The organism is Chryseobacterium sp. MP_3.2, assembly GCF_035984805.1.
Classification (GTDB): Bacteria; Bacteroidota; Bacteroidia; order Flavobacteriales; family Weeksellaceae; genus Kaistella.
Genome location: NZ_JAXCHW010000002.1, coordinates 247,309 through 264,218, shown reverse-complemented (window position 1 = coordinate 264,218; position 16,910 = coordinate 247,309). Strand labels below are relative to the sequence as shown.

Annotated in this window: 17 protein-coding genes; 10 read left to right on the top strand and 7 right to left on the bottom strand. The window is 35.6% G+C overall.

The features are described from left to right. Positions 1 to 15: 15 nt before the first annotated feature. Positions 16 to 969, bottom strand: coding sequence for a calcium/sodium antiporter (locus RCH13_RS05415; RefSeq protein WP_326986215.1), 954 nt, complete (start codon positions 967 to 969; stop codon positions 16 to 18). Positions 970 to 983: 14 nt separating this feature from the next. Continuing rightward, positions 984 to 1,634 (bottom strand): DUF2490 domain-containing protein, encoded by a 651-nt coding sequence (locus RCH13_RS05410; protein ID WP_326986214.1) that lies wholly within the window; start codon positions 1,632 to 1,634, stop codon positions 984 to 986. A gap of 193 nt (positions 1,635 to 1,827) precedes the next feature. On the opposite strand from RCH13_RS05410, the gene RCH13_RS05405 reads away from it, so the two are divergent. Continuing rightward, positions 1,828 to 2,517 carry a TetR/AcrR family transcriptional regulator gene (locus RCH13_RS05405; protein WP_326986213.1) on the top strand — a complete coding sequence of 230 codons (690 nt, stop codon included), beginning with the start codon at positions 1,828 to 1,830 and terminating at the stop codon, positions 2,515 to 2,517. 232 nt (positions 2,518 to 2,749) lie between these two features. On the opposite strand, the gene RCH13_RS05400 is transcribed toward RCH13_RS05405, so the two are convergent. The 5 genes from RCH13_RS05400 to mutY form a co-directional block, all read right to left on the bottom strand. Further along, positions 2,750 to 4,114 (bottom strand): peptidylprolyl isomerase, encoded by a 1,365-nt coding sequence (locus tag RCH13_RS05400; RefSeq protein WP_326986212.1) that lies wholly within the window; start codon positions 4,112 to 4,114, stop codon positions 2,750 to 2,752. A gap of 65 nt (positions 4,115 to 4,179) precedes the next feature. Further along, entirely contained in the window at positions 4,180 to 6,012 is a 1,833-nt protein-coding gene (locus RCH13_RS05395) for a peptidylprolyl isomerase (protein WP_326986211.1), read from the bottom strand. A 73-nt stretch (positions 6,013 to 6,085) separates the two neighbouring features. Then, positions 6,086 to 7,006, bottom strand: a complete 921-nt coding sequence (locus tag RCH13_RS05390) for a PfkB family carbohydrate kinase (RefSeq protein WP_326986210.1) — start codon at positions 7,004 to 7,006, stop codon at positions 6,086 to 6,088. Positions 7,007 to 7,069: 63 nt separating this feature from the next. Then, the gene (gene gldD, locus RCH13_RS05385; RefSeq protein WP_326986209.1) at positions 7,070 to 7,624 is read right to left on the bottom strand and encodes a gliding motility lipoprotein GldD; all 555 of its coding nucleotides are present in this window, start codon (positions 7,622 to 7,624) and stop codon (positions 7,070 to 7,072) included. Between the two features lie 66 nt (positions 7,625 to 7,690). After that, a complete protein-coding gene (gene mutY, locus RCH13_RS05380) occupies positions 7,691 to 8,734 on the bottom strand; it encodes an A/G-specific adenine glycosylase (RefSeq protein WP_326986208.1) in 1,044 nt (347 codons plus the stop codon). A 47-nt stretch (positions 8,735 to 8,781) separates the two neighbouring features. On the opposite strand from mutY, the gene RCH13_RS05375 reads away from it, so the two are divergent. From RCH13_RS05375 to RCH13_RS05335, 9 genes are all read left to right on the top strand, one after another. After that, a complete protein-coding gene (locus RCH13_RS05375) occupies positions 8,782 to 9,072 on the top strand; it encodes an HU family DNA-binding protein (protein WP_326986207.1) in 291 nt (96 codons plus the stop codon). 359 nt (positions 9,073 to 9,431) lie between these two features. Further along, positions 9,432 to 10,991 (top strand): ribonuclease E/G, encoded by a 1,560-nt coding sequence (locus RCH13_RS05370; protein ID WP_326986206.1) that lies wholly within the window; start codon positions 9,432 to 9,434, stop codon positions 10,989 to 10,991. Between the two features lie 131 nt (positions 10,992 to 11,122). After that, positions 11,123 to 11,752: an NUDIX hydrolase gene (locus RCH13_RS05365; protein WP_326986205.1), complete on the top strand. Its 630-nt coding sequence runs from the start codon at positions 11,123 to 11,125 to the stop codon at positions 11,750 to 11,752. A 25-nt stretch (positions 11,753 to 11,777) separates the two neighbouring features. Then, the gene (locus tag RCH13_RS05360) at positions 11,778 to 12,575 is read left to right on the top strand and encodes a lysophospholipid acyltransferase family protein (protein ID WP_326986204.1); all 798 of its coding nucleotides are present in this window, start codon (positions 11,778 to 11,780) and stop codon (positions 12,573 to 12,575) included. Positions 12,576 to 12,599: 24 nt separating this feature from the next. Continuing rightward, positions 12,600 to 13,043 (top strand): hypothetical protein, encoded by a 444-nt coding sequence (locus RCH13_RS05355; RefSeq protein ID WP_326986203.1) that lies wholly within the window; start codon positions 12,600 to 12,602, stop codon positions 13,041 to 13,043. Between the two features lie 2 nt (positions 13,044 to 13,045). After that, the gene (locus RCH13_RS05350; RefSeq protein ID WP_326986202.1) at positions 13,046 to 13,591 is read left to right on the top strand and encodes a hypothetical protein; all 546 of its coding nucleotides are present in this window, start codon (positions 13,046 to 13,048) and stop codon (positions 13,589 to 13,591) included. A gap of 97 nt (positions 13,592 to 13,688) precedes the next feature. Then, the gene (locus tag RCH13_RS05345) at positions 13,689 to 14,876 is read left to right on the top strand and encodes a homogentisate 1,2-dioxygenase (protein ID WP_326986201.1); all 1,188 of its coding nucleotides are present in this window, start codon (positions 13,689 to 13,691) and stop codon (positions 14,874 to 14,876) included. Positions 14,877 to 15,044: 168 nt separating this feature from the next. Further along, entirely contained in the window at positions 15,045 to 16,322 is a 1,278-nt protein-coding gene (locus tag RCH13_RS05340) for an acetyl-CoA hydrolase/transferase family protein (protein ID WP_326986200.1), read from the top strand. 111 nt (positions 16,323 to 16,433) lie between these two features. Then, positions 16,434 to 16,823 carry a hypothetical protein gene (locus tag RCH13_RS05335; protein ID WP_326986199.1) on the top strand — a complete coding sequence of 130 codons (390 nt, stop codon included), beginning with the start codon at positions 16,434 to 16,436 and terminating at the stop codon, positions 16,821 to 16,823. Positions 16,824 to 16,910: the final 87 nt, after the last annotated feature.

Genomic DNA, 16,910 nt, shown 5'->3' with positions numbered 1-16,910 from the left:
AATTTTTGAGGTTAATTAGATTTCCTTCGAAACCAAATAGATGGTGTAAGATAAATAAAAACCAATCAATAGCAAAGCTTCCCATCGATCCAGCATTTTCCTTCTACCCGTAAACATAGCAAGCATCAGAAAAGCAGTTCCGCCCATAAAAATTAAAAAATCCTGATTAAAAAGCGGACTGAATTGAATAGGACTGATTAAGGAACTTACGGAGAGAACCAATAAAATATTGAAAATGTTGGAACCGATCACATTTCCAATCGCAATATCGCTGTTCTTTTTTAAGGCAGCCACAACGGAAGTCAGTAATTCTGGTAAGGAAGTTCCCGCCGCAATAATCGTCAAGCCAATAATTTTTTGACTGATACCCAAATCAGTCGCGATTCCGATACTGTTATCAACCACCAATTTTCCACCGATAATTAATCCAGTTAAACCGAGCGCAATTAAAGTCCATATTTTAAGACTGGATTTTTCCGTATGGGTTATTTCTTCCGGATGTTCTGCCTTCATATTTTTAAATAAGTAGAAGAGAAAGCCCGCAAAACATAACAAAAGGAATATTCCATCCCATCTGGATATTTCCAATACACCACCGAGATAGAAATTGTTGGCAAGAAACAACAAGAGCAGAACGACCAAGAGAGAAATGGGAATTTCTTTTCGGACCATAGAGGACTGTACGGAAATAGGATAAATTAAACCCGCGATTCCAAGAATGATAAATAGATTAAAATTGTTACTTCCGATGACATTGGCCAAGACAATATCGGAAAGTCCATCTGCAGAAGCCACTGAATTCACGACCAATTCTGGGGCGGAAGTTCCGAACGCTACAATGGTTAAACCAATAATTAAATCTGGAATATTGTATTTTTTAGCCAAAGATGAGGCGCCGTCTACAAGCCAATTCGCGCCAAAAATTAAACCGAAAAAGCCGACTACAATTAGTAAGAAAGAAAGTATCATGAGGGTTCTATATTTTAAAGTTCTATTAATAAATTCACATTCATCCAAAAACTATGTCTGGTATTATTTTGCAAGAAAGAGTCTAGTCTATAATCCATTCCCATTTCGACTTTTTTATCGTTTCTAAAATTAAAACCGAGCAAAGGAACGAGCCGCATTTCCAAATCATACTCGGAATCCTGCCAACTGTTTAAATATTCGTTGCTGATTTTGAAATACAACTCATCGGCATCAACGGTTTTACCTGCCAATGGAATTTCGGTCGCCAGACGATATCTCAGGCGAAATTCCGGTTTTTCTGCAGGGGAAAAAGTTTGATCGCTAGAAAAACGATGACTTAATGCCAAAGAATCCAACTGATGCGTATACGTATATTGCTGAATAAATCGGTGAAAAATTTTGTCTTGTTCAATTCTTAACAGGTAACCGCCAGCTAACCGAGACTTGGGACTGATTTTCTTAGCACCGAGCACAGAAAAATCTGTCAAAAAGTATTCATACTTATTTTCAGTGAAACCATTAAAAGTTCCTTTACTTAATAATTGTCGCGAGTCTATCTCATAAATAACTGACCAATCATTCTCCTTTTTATCAGTTAAGACAGCAGAAGGCAATATACCGACTTGAAAAACGCTTTGAGCCTGAACACTGATTACAAACAGCATACTTATAATTAATATTAAAGAGGACTTTTTATACAAAATCAATAATTTTTAGATTTGTTTTCAAATGATGTGACAAATATATAAAATATTTTCTAATTAATAGTATTACTATCATATATACAAGTAAAGTATTCAAATAAAAAGGTTATCTTTCATTTATTATTTTTTAGCTTTGACGATTAATACGCGTCATATGTCTCTAGAAATTAAAATATCTCTGAATGCGGGGATTTATTTAAAAGATCCGCAAGATTCTGTTTTAGGCAGAAAAATTATTCAACACGGGATTTTACTAATCGATGAACTGGGTTTCGAAGCTTTCAATTTTAAAAAATTAGCACAGGAAATCGGATCCACAGAAGCTTCGATTTATCGTTATTTTGAAAATAAAAAATCATTGCTAACCTATTTGGTTTCTTGGTACTGGGTCTGGGTTGCTTATCTTATTCAGTTTAATACAAAAAATATTGATGATCCAAAAAAGAAACTAAAAATCATTATTAAGTCTTTTGTTTCCGCCTCTATAGATGATTTGAATACGCAATATATTGATGAAAACAAGCTGCATAAAGTTGTCATCACGGAAGGAACGAAAGCCTATAAAACTAAGGAAGTTGACCAGGAAAATGGAAAAGGTTTTTTTAAAAACTACAAACAGCTCATTACCATGGTTGCGGAAGTTATACTGGAAATAAATCCTACATTTAAATATCCTTATGCCCTTGCAAGCAGTTTATTTGAAATGTCTAATGATCATATTTATTTCGCCAAGCATTTACCCAAACTGACTGATATTAAGGAGAATGATAATACATATGATGAAGTGGAAGTGATGCTCAATTTTTTCACCGCTCAACTTTTGGGATACAAAGTGACGGATTAAAATTTAAGGGAAACTACAAGAACTTTTAGCCCTGATCGCAGTGAAAATCCCGGAAAGAGGCGCGAGCGAAGCGAGCGCCGATTGAGGAATTGTAACGGAGAGCAGGTGGTTCTTTTCTGAAAAGCAAAACTCTAGATGCTCCTAAAAAAGGACTTTTGATTTAATGATATCGTCCCTTTGGTCCGAATGATTACAAAAAAAAATCTCTGCAAAACGCAGAGATTTAATATTTTTATTTGGCAGCTACTTTTCGCCAATCAGTTTTAAAAGTACAGTCTTTGTAGCGGTCATTGATAGAGATAAATACATTTGGCAATTTTTCTTTTACCCATTTTTCTACCATTTCATTTTTCTTTTTGTTCAGTGCCAATTGCTTGATTCTGTCATAATCTGTGCTGATATCTAATTGGTGTGCTGCACTGACATCATCTACTCGCACGATGGTTACTTTTTTTCTCTCTGGATCTGAGGTATCCAAAAAGATATCAGTAATATCACCTTTGTTTAAACCTGCAATCTGATAAGAAATTGTAGGAGGCAAATTTAATTTTTCTAATTTATCTGATCCATCATCAGAAGTAATCACTCCTGCATTAAACTTGGATTTTTTGTCATCAGAATATCTAAAAGCGGCTTCCTTGAAGGTCATTGTTCCGGCTGCAATTAAAGTTCGGATGCTGTCTAGTTCTTTTTTACCGCTTGCGATTTCCGCTTCATTGGGTTCGGCTTTTAAAAGAATGTGTCGGGCATCATATTGCTTTCCACTTTTTTTAACCAATTGAATGATGTGGTATCCAAATTCGGATTCTACTGGATCAGAAATTTCGCCTTCTAGTAAATTAAGTGCTGCCGCTTCAAAAGGCTTTACCATTTTTCCTTTCGAAATATTTTCATAGAGACCGCCTTTAGCCGCTGATCCCGGATCTTCAGAGTAAATTCTGGCTTGGCTTTCAAATGATTCGCCACCTTGAATATCTTGCTTAATTTTCAGCAGTCTGGCTTTAATTTCTTCTTTATGCGTGTCTGTTAATTTGGGATACATGGTAATGTGTGAAAGGGTAACCTCATCTTTCACCTCTGGCAATTGTAATTTGTACAAATTGAAAAAATCTGTGACTTCACTTGGCGTAACATCTGCTTTCTCCGTAATACGACCGTATTTCATTTGACCATAGTAATTATCTGTGTCAATCTTCTCAATGGCATTTTTCATTTCATAAGAAGTTCGGAATTTATAGGTGGTCAACATCGTTTTTTCATCTGGAAACTGACCCTTAATCTGATTGTATTTTTGATTCGCCGTTTCTTTAATGGCTGCAGATCTATTTTCAATCAAGGTATCTCTTTTTGCTTCATAAATCAAAAGCTTGTTGCTGATGATGCTTTCTACAAACTCGCATTTTTCTGAGGATTCTGCTCCTTGCTGTTTCGCGAAGTTAGCCTGATCAGCAATATCAGATTCCAAAATAATTTCATCTCCAACTACCACTGCGATTCCATCTACCAAGTCTCCTTTTTTTACCTGCGCACTTAGATTGGCACCAAATAGCCCAATCATAAAAGTAAGTAAGAGTGCGAATTTTATGTTTTTGTTCATTTCTGTTTTTTATGGATTTGCAAAATTATCATTCTAATCTAGATAATCTGCATTTATTATTATAATTATTTCTTAAAATTCTTTACCAAATCCTGCATAAATCCAGGCTGAATCACAATACTGGTTTTGCTTTTTTGCTGCGCAATAATTTCTTTCAACTTTTCTTCTGTCACGGCATCTTTTAGTAGGTCTGCAGATTCTTCTTGCGTCATTTGAGTCGGTGGAAGAATTTTCTCAATGGCGATTACTAAATCTCTAGCTTCCATTTTTGTTTGATGAACGCCGGTTTTAAATGGCACCTTGTACTTGGTGAAAACATCTGCATCTTCAGACATTTCTCCTTTTTCAAAATGAACAAGAATTTGCTTTTTCTCATTCAACTTTCCGTAATACTTGCTTTTTAAAGCTTCCCATTTTTTGGGATCTTTCATTTCTTTTTCAATTTCTTTTGTCAATTTGGGATCCGCAATAATGGCAACTCTGCCTTCTGCTCTATTCTCCCACATGTACTTGGATTTATTTTTATTGTAAGATTCTGTCAACCATTGGGGGTTTTTAGAAATCTGCTCATTAAGGTATTTAGAAAAAACGTAATCTGAGTACAAGACTCTTTTAAAATCATTTAATTCCTTTTTAATTTCTTTTTGCTCCGTAAAATCTTTACTGTAAAAAGACATTAAATCTTGGGAATTAAATCCAGTAAAGGCTTCATTCCATTGTGAAGGTGATAATTTTTCAGCCTCGCTTTTTTTATCACCGATTAGTATTTTAATATCTCCAGCCGTCGTTTTGTGTTTTTTGTATTGGTACAAAACAGAAGCATCAGTAAGCGTCATTAAATCTTGATAGGATTTTTTCGCCTTTTGCAAATCTGGAAATTCCTTGTAAGTTGGATCAGATTTCAAATACGCAATCATTTTATCTTGCAGATTTTCTCCATATAAAGAACTCGTCAAATCCCGAAGGTAAAATTCTCTATTCTTCTGTGTTATAGCATAAGGTTCTGAACTGATTAAATTAAAAACAAAATAATTTTCTCCATACAAAATAGGTTCAGGCGTATAATAACCCGCTTTCTTACCTTTAAAAGACTCATAAACTTCATCTGGAAGTGTAGGTGAACCCATCACCACGCCTCCGTTTTGTTTTTCGTGGTCATTTGAGCCGTACAATTTCGCTACTTCAGAAAATGTTTTTCCTGCTTTTAAATCTCCATAAATTTTAGCTTTCATGGCTGCTGCAGCCTCGTTTTTCGGATAAGAAACAGTGCCGAAGATAGTATATCCTAAACTTGGTCTGGAGTTCAAAACTTTCGCAAAAGCAATATATCCTGGCGTGTCATAAAGTTTCGTATAGCTATTGTTTCCCAAAACTTTCACCTCCGAATACAAATCATTATCAATACTTCCCGCTTTTATAAAAACGGCTTTCGGATTGGCGCCTTTGGTAAATTTAGTAATGGCTTCATCCATCGTCATTTTACCAGACTTCACCTCATTAAAAATTTGGGTGTAGTTATTGGTGTCTTCTTTGGTTTTCGGAACCATAAAGATTTGCACCAATTTCTCCGTCTGATTGTCTTTGATGTAAGCATTTAAAACTTCATCAGTGATATTTTTTGGATAAAAAAACTGCGTTCGCAATTCACTTTCTTTGGTATATAATTTCTCCCGAAAATCAGCCGTAGTATCTATTTTCTGCTGCGCAGCAAACTGCTGAAGCAATAAAAAATCTTGCGTAGACTCTATGGTTCGGGCGATACCATTATTTTTCAGGCCGTAATCATATTCTTTTTTAAAGGTAGAGAGGGAAATAGTATCCTTTCCTACTATCATATTTTGCGCAGATAAACCACTGGTAAGAAATGCCCCAAAGAGGATTGCAATTATTTTATTCATGTCTTTTTATTCTATTTAAGGTAGAAATTTCTGTTCTAAAGTGAATTGATAAGATGTAAAAAACAACTATAAGTTAAACATTTACCTCAAAAGTGGTTAAATCTTTAAAGCTTTTAATTCTCTCAATCATTTCAGTTTCTGTAACCTCTTGTAATTTTTCGGTCCCGAATTTTTCTACGGTAAAAGAAGCCATTGCAGAACCTACAATTAAAGCGGATTTCATGGTTTCGAAACTGAAATCTTCTTTTTTGGCTAAGTAAGAAGCGAATCCACCCGCGAAGGTATCTCCAGCACCAGTTGGATCATAAACTTCTTCTAATGGAAGTGCAGGAATAGCGAATATTTTATCTTCGTGGAACAACAATGCTCCGTGTTCTCCTTTTTTAATGATAACGAATTTAGGACCCATTTCATGGATTTTTTTCGCAGCTTTAACCAAAGAATATTCTCTAGAAAGTTGTCTGGCTTCTTCATCATTAATAGAAATCACATCAGTTTTCGCAATCATTTGCACTAATATATCCATCGCAGAGTCCATCCAGAAATTCATGGTATCAAGAATAACCAGTTTCGGGCGGTTTTTCATTTTTTCTAAAACAGAAAGTTGAACACCGGGATGAAGATTACCCAAAACTAAAATCTCTGCATCTTGCATAGAATCTGGAATTTTTGGGTCGAAGTTTTCTAAAACGTTTACTTCTGTCACTAAAGTATCGCGGGAATTTAAATCATTATGGTATTTCCCACTCCAGAAAAAGGTTTTGCCGTCTTTTACTACTTCTATACCTTCTATATTCACACCTCTACCGGAAAGCATATCTAAATCTGATTGTAAAAAATCATTTCCTACCACGGAAACTATTCCAGATTCCACATTTAAAATGGAAGCCGCAATACTAATATAAGTTGCAGCACCACCCAAAATTTTATCTGTTTTCCCAAAAGGAGTTTCTATAGCATCAAATGCAACTGAACCGACAACTAAAAGCTTCATCTATTTATTTTTTTATTTATTCTTAAAATTTTCTCTAATCTAATTGTGTTGCCTTGCAACAAACTATTTCCACTGAAATGTCTCTACCAAGTGCATCAAGTCTTTTTTAATATAATCTATTGCCGGCGCCAAAGAATCTGGTTTCGGTCTTGTATTGAAATAAAGGTTTGCGGTGACATAATGTTTGGTAGAATCTGTAACAAAAAACTGCAGATTTGAGGCAGTCGGACCTGTTAATTCATAAAAATTCCCAAACACATTTTTTTCGGGAAAGCTGAATGATTTAGTTTCAATCGCACTTGCCTTGATGGTGTGTTCATAAACCATCTTTTCTGATTCTTTTACATGAAGGTCAAAATCATTTTTGATGGGAAAGTAGGTGAGAAAAACTTTCGCCTTCATTTCTGGATAATCAATGTAGTACCAACAAGGATTCTTCGCATTTTCAATCTTTGCAAAACTGGAATACTGAAAACCGAAATTACAGGGAGAAGAAAAGTCTACATATTTTGCCTCTGGATATTCTAATCGTAGTTCCCCGGAAGGTTTCGGAAGCGTCTCTTGCGCACAAGAGATCACCAGAAATCCTAAGAAAGCGAACATGATTTTTTTAAGCATTGCGCAAAAATACGAATTACTTTTAGATTGGAAAGGAGGAAAATAAACTTGCGCTATAATACTCATTTAAAATAGTTCTGCGTCTAAGTTTGCCAAATAGTTCTCTAAAGGTTTCGGAAACGATTTATGATGCGCTTCCTTTTTATTAGAGATTAAGTATCCATTTTCTTTTGCAAACTTTTTAAAGGTCTTTTCCTTTTCAAGAATCACCTTATATATGTGAATTGAAACATTCTTGTGCGTCAATTTGTGCGCGATTGTTTTTTGAGTGACGATGCTTTCTTGAAATTCATTAGGAATGGAGTTCGGAAATTCGTACAATTTTTTCCAAATGAAGTCGGTATCTCTTTGGCGAATTAAAAATTGATCCTTAAATCCGACAAAATAATAGGTCAATTCCAAATCCGTGGGTTTAACTTTTTTGGATTTTACAGGAAAGCTTTGGACTTTTCCAATATTAAAAGCGAGACAATCTGCAGATAAAGGACAATTTATACACTCGGGATTTTTTGGTTTACAGATTCCGGATCCTAAATCCATCATGGCTTCATTAAAGTGACCTGCTTCGTTTTCGGGCATCATCAATAAAGCAAGTTCAGTGAAATATTGGAAGGCTTTGGAATGAGAAACGTCAAAATCATCAGCAAAAACACGAGAAAGAACGCGGTAAAAATTACCATCGACGGCCGGAATTTTCTTTCCAAAACAAATACTGGAAATCGCAGCGGCAGTGTACTTCCCCACTCCTTTTAAACTTAAAATATCTTCATAATCCTTTGGGAATTTACCTTTGAAATCATTGATAATCTGCAGAGAAGCTTTATGAAGATTAAGAGCACGGGAATAATACCCAAGTCCTTTCCAATAGAGCAGAACTTCATCGGTTTCTGCTTTTGCCAAATCCTGAACAGTAGGAAAACGCTGGATGAAATTCTTGTAATGATTTAAACCTTGTTCAATTCGGGTTTGCTGAAAGATTATTTCGCAGATCCAAATTTTGTAAGGGTCATTTGTATTTCGAAAGGGCAAATCTCTGCCATGTATTTTGTACCAAGCCAAGAGTTTTTCACCAACGTGAAGAAAATCAGCATTTTGATTTTTAGTTTTCAAAAAATGTTATTATATTTGCACACCAAAAATATAAATAAAAAAAGGAAATGACAAAGGCAGAATTGGTGAATACCATATCAAATAAATTGGGTACTGAAAAGAATGAAACTCAGAAAGTTGTAGAGGCATTCATGCAGGAAATCAGAACTTCAATGTATAATGGAGATAATGTTTATTTAAGAGGATTCGGTTCATTTATCATCAAAACAAGAGCAGCAAAGACAGGTAGAAATATCTCAAAAAATATTGCAATAGAAATTCCGGCGCACAATATCCCGGCTTTCAAACCTTCTAAAACTTTCGTAGAGAAAGTAAAAACCAAAGTAGCAGTAAAATAATTAATTCAAAGAAATATACGTTTACACACAAAAAATTTAAATTATGCCAAGCGGAAAGAAAAGAAAGAGACACAAGGTTGCGACCCACAAAAGAAAGAAAAGAAGAAGAGCGAACAGACACAAGAAAAAATAATCATTTCGCGATTTACAATATAACAATATAGTTGGTGTATTTATATTTATTAAATTTCACCAGCTATATTCTTGTTTATACCCAATAAATCGGAAATATAAAAAAACCTTACTTCACCAGAAGTAAGCGTCTAAAACAAAATAATTTATATTAAAAAAAGCTAATCTTTAGATATCGAAATAATTCAATTTAAAGCACGCAAATTTTTTAATTCCCTATTAAAACAATGAAGAAAGAACTGATAATATCACACGAAGGTGAGCAATCCAAAATTGCCCTACTGGAAGATGGTCGTCTTTTGGAACTCCATGAACAGGAGGACAAAAGTGATTTTGTAGTAGGTGATTTATTTATCGGTAAAGTAAAAAAATTGGCACCCAATCTTAATGCTGCGTTTGTAAGCATTGGTTATGAGAAAGATGCATTTTTGCATTATCAGGATCTGGGTCCACAATTCCTCACGTACAAAAAATTTCTGAAGGATACTGTTTCTAAAAAACAAGAAACAACCTCTTTGAAAAACTTTGAAATTCAAAAGGAAATTGATAAGCACGGAACCATTGAAAAAGTGCTGGCAAAAGATGAAAGTGTAATTCTACAGATCACCAAGGAACCGATTTCCACCAAAGGTCCAAGAATCTCAACGCAAATATCTTTAACCGGAAGATTTCTTGTCCTTATCCCTTTTGATAAAAGTGTTTCTATTTCCAAAAAAATTCTGAACGCCGAAGAGCGCGAACGTTTACGCACCCTTATAGAAAGCATCAAACCAGAAGGTTTTGGTGTGATTATTCGGACTGTAGCGGAAGGAAAAAAAGTTGCAGAACTGCATAATGACATGAACCTACTGGTTCAGAAATGGGAAACAACCTTCAAAAATATTCAGAAAAACAAAGTTCCAAGCAAAGTTTTGAGTGAAGAAGATAAAGCATCTTCCATCTTGCGGGACAATTTTAATGCAGATTTCGTTTCTATTATTTGTGATGATGAGCAAATGGTGGATGATATGCGAAACTATCTGGAAGTAATTGCACCCGAACGAAAAAATATTGTACAGTTTTTTGACAAACCTACTCCACTTTTGGAGTATTATAACGTTGAAAAACAACTCAAACAAAGCTTCGGGAAACATGTTAACATTCCGAGTTCCAAAGGTGCTTATTTGGTAATTGAACATACAGAAGCACTTCACGTAATTGATGTGAACTCCGGGAATAATATTTCTTCCGGTATTGCGGCAAAAAATGAACACGCGCTTCACGTAAATAAAATGGCAGCAACAGAAATTGCGCGTCAGTTAAGATTGCGGGATATGGGTGGAATTATTGTCATCGATTTTATTGACATGACGAATGCGGATCACCGTAGAGATTTGTACGAACATCTGAAAGAGGAAATGAGTCGTGACAAAGCACGACATAAAATTTTACCACCGAGTAAATTCGGGCTCATCCAAATTACGCGACAAAGAACGCGGCCCGAAAATCAAATTGAGACCAAAGAAGAGAATCCAAATATCGATGGAGAAATTCTAGCACCCATCGTGGTGGTAGAAAGAATGGAAGAAGTAATCCGGAATATCATTCAGAAAGAAAAGGGGAAAATTTTCCTTCACGCTCACCCTTTTGTTGAAGCTTACCTTACGAAAGGTTTGATGAGCATTCAAGTGAAATGGTTTCTGAAGTATAAAAAATGGGTCACCATCATTCCACGCGATTCTTACAAGTATCTGGAATACAAACTGATTAATTCTGATAAAGTAGAATTAATGAGCTACTCTAATTAAGTTATACAACTTTAACAAACACAAACTCCTGATTGATTCGGGAGTTTTTTTTGATTCAATGTCCCTTAGATTAACCAAATTTTAACTTTCCTTTAAAACTTTTTCAAAGTCCAAAACCTTAAATTTGCTTAATGAAAACTTTCGGCAGAGATCTAGTCACTAAAATACAGCAGGCAAAACTTCAGGGCGAAGCGGCTCATGAAATTTATTCCCCGCCCTATCGCACCCTTTTAACGTACGAAGAAATTTTAGCCCAAAATCCAAAATTTGCTGCCGTTAATATTTTACTTTATTTAAAAAATAACGAGTGGTATTTCCCCTTAATTGTTCGCAGCACCAATGATAGAGACCGTCATAGCGGACAAATATCTCTTCCTGGCGGAAAAAAGGAAACAAGCGACATCGACTTTCAAGCTACCGCAAAACGGGAAACTTCCGAAGAAATGGGAATTGATCCGTACTACATGCGAATAATCCGAGAAATGTCTCCCATGTATATTCCACCAAGCAACTTTTACGTGCGTGCCTTTGTTTCTTACACGGGGAAAAATCCAGAATTTTTTCTACAGGAAAGAGAAGCCGTGGAATTAATTGAGTTTCCCATTTCTACTTTGCTCGAGATTTCTACAGAACCCGAACTCCGCGTTTTACCAAGTTCCAGAGGCCGTGAAGTTCCCGTAATTGACTTTAATAATTACCTGATTTGGGGCGCAACTTCCATGATTTTAAGTGAATTTAGCCACTTGCTGAAAAATTTGTAAATTCGCGGATTATGTTAATTAGATAATGGCGAAGAAAAACATTTTTACCGATGCATTCGGTAATTTATATTTCCTGAAACGGTTGATTATTTTCACCCTCGGAATGATTTCCTACAGAAGATTCAATGGCTTCAATAAATTAAAAATTACAGGTACAGAAAATTTGGTGGATCTCCCCGACTCCAATGTCCTTTTCGTTTCTAATCATCAAACTTACTTCGCAGATGTAGCCGCAATGTATCACGCTTTTTGTGCGGTGAATAATGGGTATCTTAATTCCATTAAGAATCCAATCTATTTATTGAATCCGAAAGTAGATTTCTACTATGTAGCTGCAGAAGAAACCATGAAAGCTGGTTTTATGACGAAAATTTTCGCTTTAGCGGGAGCCGTTACCGTGAAAAGAACTTGGCGAGCTGAAGGACAAGATGTGAATAGAATGGTGGATTTAAAAGAAGTTGACAATATTATGAAAGCTTTGGACAACGGTTGGCTCATTACTTTTCCACAGGGAACTACTTCTGCTTTTGCACAGGGAAGAAAAGGAACTGCAAGACTTGTTAAAAACCAAAGACCCATTGTAATTCCTATAAAAATTAATGGTTTCCGCAGAGCTTTTGATAAAAAAGGATTGCGTGTAAAGGTTACTGGAGTGAAACCAACAATGGAATTTAAAAAACCATTGGACATTGATTATGATACCGATGATGCACAGCAAATTCTTAATAAAATCATGTTTGCCATAGAACAAACCGAAGATTTTAACGTTTTACATGAATATGAAAAAGAGTTGAAAGCCCAAAAAGCAGAATCCGCAAATTAAAATTGACAGAAAAATACACTAAGCATGAAGAACCTTATTTACGTTTTACTTGTGCTCCTATTAGCAAGCTGTAACACGCAGAAAAAATATTCAAACTTTGATTATAGTTTTGCCCGAAGTGGCGGCTTAGACCCGATTTATGAAAACTTATGGATCCGTGGGAATAGCGCGACCTACAGTTTCGAAGGCCGTGGTGAAAAAATAAATAAAACCTTTAAAATCTCTCCTGAAACATTAAAAAATATTGAAGTAACATTAGCTGAAAATAATTTTAGAATGATTCAAGAGGATTATAAGAAATTATACGACAATGTTTCTACAAGTATTGTGGTTAAAAAAGGTGATAATTCTGCCAGTAAATCCAATGCATCTCAAATTTTGGAGCGTGATCAAGAACGATGGAATAATGTGGCATCTGTTTATGAAAGCATCATTCAAACCAATGTGAAGCAATCTACCTTAAAATAATAATGATCGATTTTTCAGTTCTGTTTCCTACTTACCAGGTTAAGACACGTGTTTTAATAGCAAGCAATAATGCCGAAGTTGCGCGTTGCATCTTCCACACTTTAGAATTTTACCAAAAGAATTTTGACTATCTTTTAGAAAATGGTTCCAACAAAAATTCTGGGGAAGATTTTATTTTTCTCGAAAGTAATTCCGTAGAAATTGCCACTCAGTTCAAACCGAATATTGTTCTTTTAACTTCAGAAATTGTTGAGGATAATGTGGGTGAAATTGCGAAAAACATCACAGGTGGTGGCGTTTTGGTTTACCCCGAAAAATTTGAAAATCTTTTGGACCACGTTCAAAACTATTTTCGAAAACTTCCCTATTCTCCCACAGATTTCTCGGTAAAAAACAATACGTTGTCAGTGTCCACGGAAATGGGCGAAATTGCCTTACAAACTTTAGATCAAAAATTAGCTCTGGATTTGCAAGGAATTCAGTTCTTCAATCAACAGTTTGGAATTATGGAAGAGGATTTTTATGACCCTTTGCTCAATTTTCAATAAAGAAAGTTCGCTTTATTTTCTTCAAAAGCAAGATTCCCAGAGATTTATTCCAATGTCTTAAAATTTCGTTATTTTTACTTCCATAAAAAGTAAAGTAATGAGATATCATCAATCCGGAAAAATCCCGCAAAAAAGACATACCGTTTTCAAATCTGAAAAAGATGAATTCTACTATGAGCAACTTTTCGGGACGGAAGGTTTTCATGGAATTTCTTCCCTCCTCTATCATATTCACAGACCAACGCAGATAAAATCTATCAGCGAACCAAAAGATGTTACGCCGAAAATCGCCGTGGATAAGAATGTGACACCGCGAATGTTTAAGGGCATGAAAGTGACTGCTGAAGATGATTTTCTGGAAAGCCGGAAAATCTTGATGGTCAATAATGATTTAAAAATGGGTCTCGCAAAACCTCGAAAATCTACGGATTATTTTTACAAAAACGCAGAATGCGATGAAATGCTTTTCGTGCATGAAGGCACGGGAACATTAAAAACCTTTGTGGGCGATTTAGATTTTGTGGTGGGTGATTATTTAATTATTCCGCGCGGAACCATTTATCAGTTAGAAGTTCACTCAGAAAATAATGTTTTCTTAATTGTAGAAAGCCACTCCCCGATTTACACACCCAAAAGATACCGAAATGAGTTCGGGCAGTTATTAGAACATTCTCCTTTTTGCGAGCGAGATATCATCATGCCGACATACAAAGAACCTAAGGATGAAAAAGGCGATTTCACCATTAAAGTAAAAAAAGAAAATCAGATCTGGGATTTTGTTTACGCCACGCATCCTTTTGATGTGGTTGGGTGGGACGGTTATTTTTATCCTTTCAAATTCAATATTAAAAATTTCGAACCGATTACAGGAAGAATTCACCAACCGCCTCCAGTTCATCAAACTTTTGAGGCGCATAATTTTGTAATTTGCTCTTTTGTGGCAAGAATGTATGATTACCATCCGCAAGCAATTCCAGCTCCCTATAATCACTCCAACATCGATTCAGATGAGGTTTTATTCTACACAGAAGGTGATTTTATGAGCCGTAATCATATCGATTTAATGGACTTCACGCTTCATCCAGGTGGAATTGTGCATGGACCTCATCCCGGCGCGATGGAAAGAAGCATCGGCAAAAAATTTACAGAAGAATACGCCGTCATGATTGATCCATTCCGACCTTTTCAACTCACAGAAGAAGCCATGAAAGTGGAAGATGACACCTACAAAACTTCCTGGTTAGACACCATGGATAATCATTTAGAAGATCGATCACAGGAATAAAATTCGAAAAACTTATTGAAAAAAGCCTGGATATAATTAATCAGGCTTTTTTGGTAAAACTACTTTAAAGTAAAAAAATATTTTAGGTGATTTTGCTCATTTTTATTCTAGAATTAAAGCCTTAAATTTGGTTAAAATTAAAACAAATCCTATTAAAATTATCTAAATATGAGTCAATATGTAAGCGCCGAAGAAGCAGTTTCCTTAATAAAAAGTGGTGACCGAATTTTTTCACATGGTAGTGCGTGTACACCCAATTTATTAATCGATGAATTGGCAAAACAAGCTTCCAGATTACAAAATGTAGAATTTGTTTCCATCACACAACAGGGAAATGTAGAAGTCGCAAAACCTCAATACAAAGACAGTTTTTACATCAACTCTTTATTCGTTTCTACCCCAGTTCGCGAAGCGGTGAATTCTGAACGCGGTGATTTTCTTCCTGTATTTTTAAGTGAAATTCCCTTGCTTTTTAAAAGTGAAATTCTTCCTTTAGACGTGGCGATGGTTACGGTAAGTCCACCGGATCAACATGGATATTGTACGTTAGGAACTTCCGTAGATGTAGCCAGAAGTGCAGTGGACCACGCGAAAATAATTATCGCGCAAGTCAATCCAAGAATGCCCAGAACTCACGGCGATGGAATGATCCACGTTTCTAAAATTGATAAAGTAGTGTGGCATGAAGAAGATCTTTTAACCATCGATTATAGCGCAAAAGTAACGGACTGCGAAATGATCATCGGAAAAAATGTGGCAGAATTGATCGACGATCGCTCCACGCTCCAAATGGGAATTGGAACCATTCCAGATGCAGTTTTACAATGTCTGCACAATCACAAAGATTTAGGAGTTCATACAGAAATGATCAGCGACGGAATTGTAGATTTAGTGGCGAAAGACATCGTCAATAATAAATTTAAAGGAACTCACAGCAACCGCACAATTACCAGTTTTGCCTTTGGAACCCGAAAATTATACGATTATATTGATGACAATCCGGCCTTTTCTTTTATGGATGTGGAACACGTGAATTATCCCATCAATATTATGAAAAATAAGAAAATGGTCGCTATCAATTCTGCCATCGAAATTGATTTAACAGGTCAGGTTTGTGCAGATTCTATTGGGACTTTTCAGTTCAGCGGAATTGGGGGTCAAATGGATTTTATGCGTGGTGCAGCACTTTCCGAAGGTGGAAAACCAATTATTGCCATTTCGTCCCGTACAAAAAAAGGCGTTCCCAGAATTGTTCCATTTTTAAAACCCGGAGCCGGAGTTGTCACCACAAGAGGTCATATTCATTGGGTGGTGACGGAATTTGGCGCCACTAATTTATATGGAAAAAGTTTAAAACAAAGAGCAAAAGCCCTCATCGCTATTTCTCATCCAGATGATCGCGAAATGCTGGAAAAAGCAACGTTCGAAAGATTTAAGTGTCTTTAATGAAAACTGATCCCGAAAAATATTCGGGATTTTTTTTGGAAAATTTTCAATCTTGATTTGAATCATTTATTTTAAAGATTAAAAACTTGAAATTTATAGAAAATATTGAAAATGAAAACAATGATTGTCTTTTTAGCAATGCTTTTCGGTGCAAATTTATTTTCCCAAGAAGAAAATAAAAATCAGGAAGTAAACCGTTATCTTCAAAAATCTCTGCGTCAAAAGAAAACCGCAAATGTTTTTACGATCACTGGCGGAGTTTTAATAATTTCCGGCATCATCACAGCAAGTACAGATAATGGAAGAGGTTTTATTTCTGGCGAACAACTCGCGGGAGCAAGTTTCATAACACTTGGAACTGTTTCCGCTCTCACTTCAATTCCTTTTTATATTTCCGCAGGAAGCAACAAATCAAAATTCCGTAAAATTTTCCCACAACTCGGAAGTTTTAAGGCGAATGAAAATAACTATTTAACAGCAGGTTTAAAAATCGAATTTTAAATTTTTGGAGCAAACCTATTTTCGCTATCTTTAAAAACCCGTCCCGTTGTTCGCTGTATCTGTCGTTGCGAGAAACGAAGCAATCCC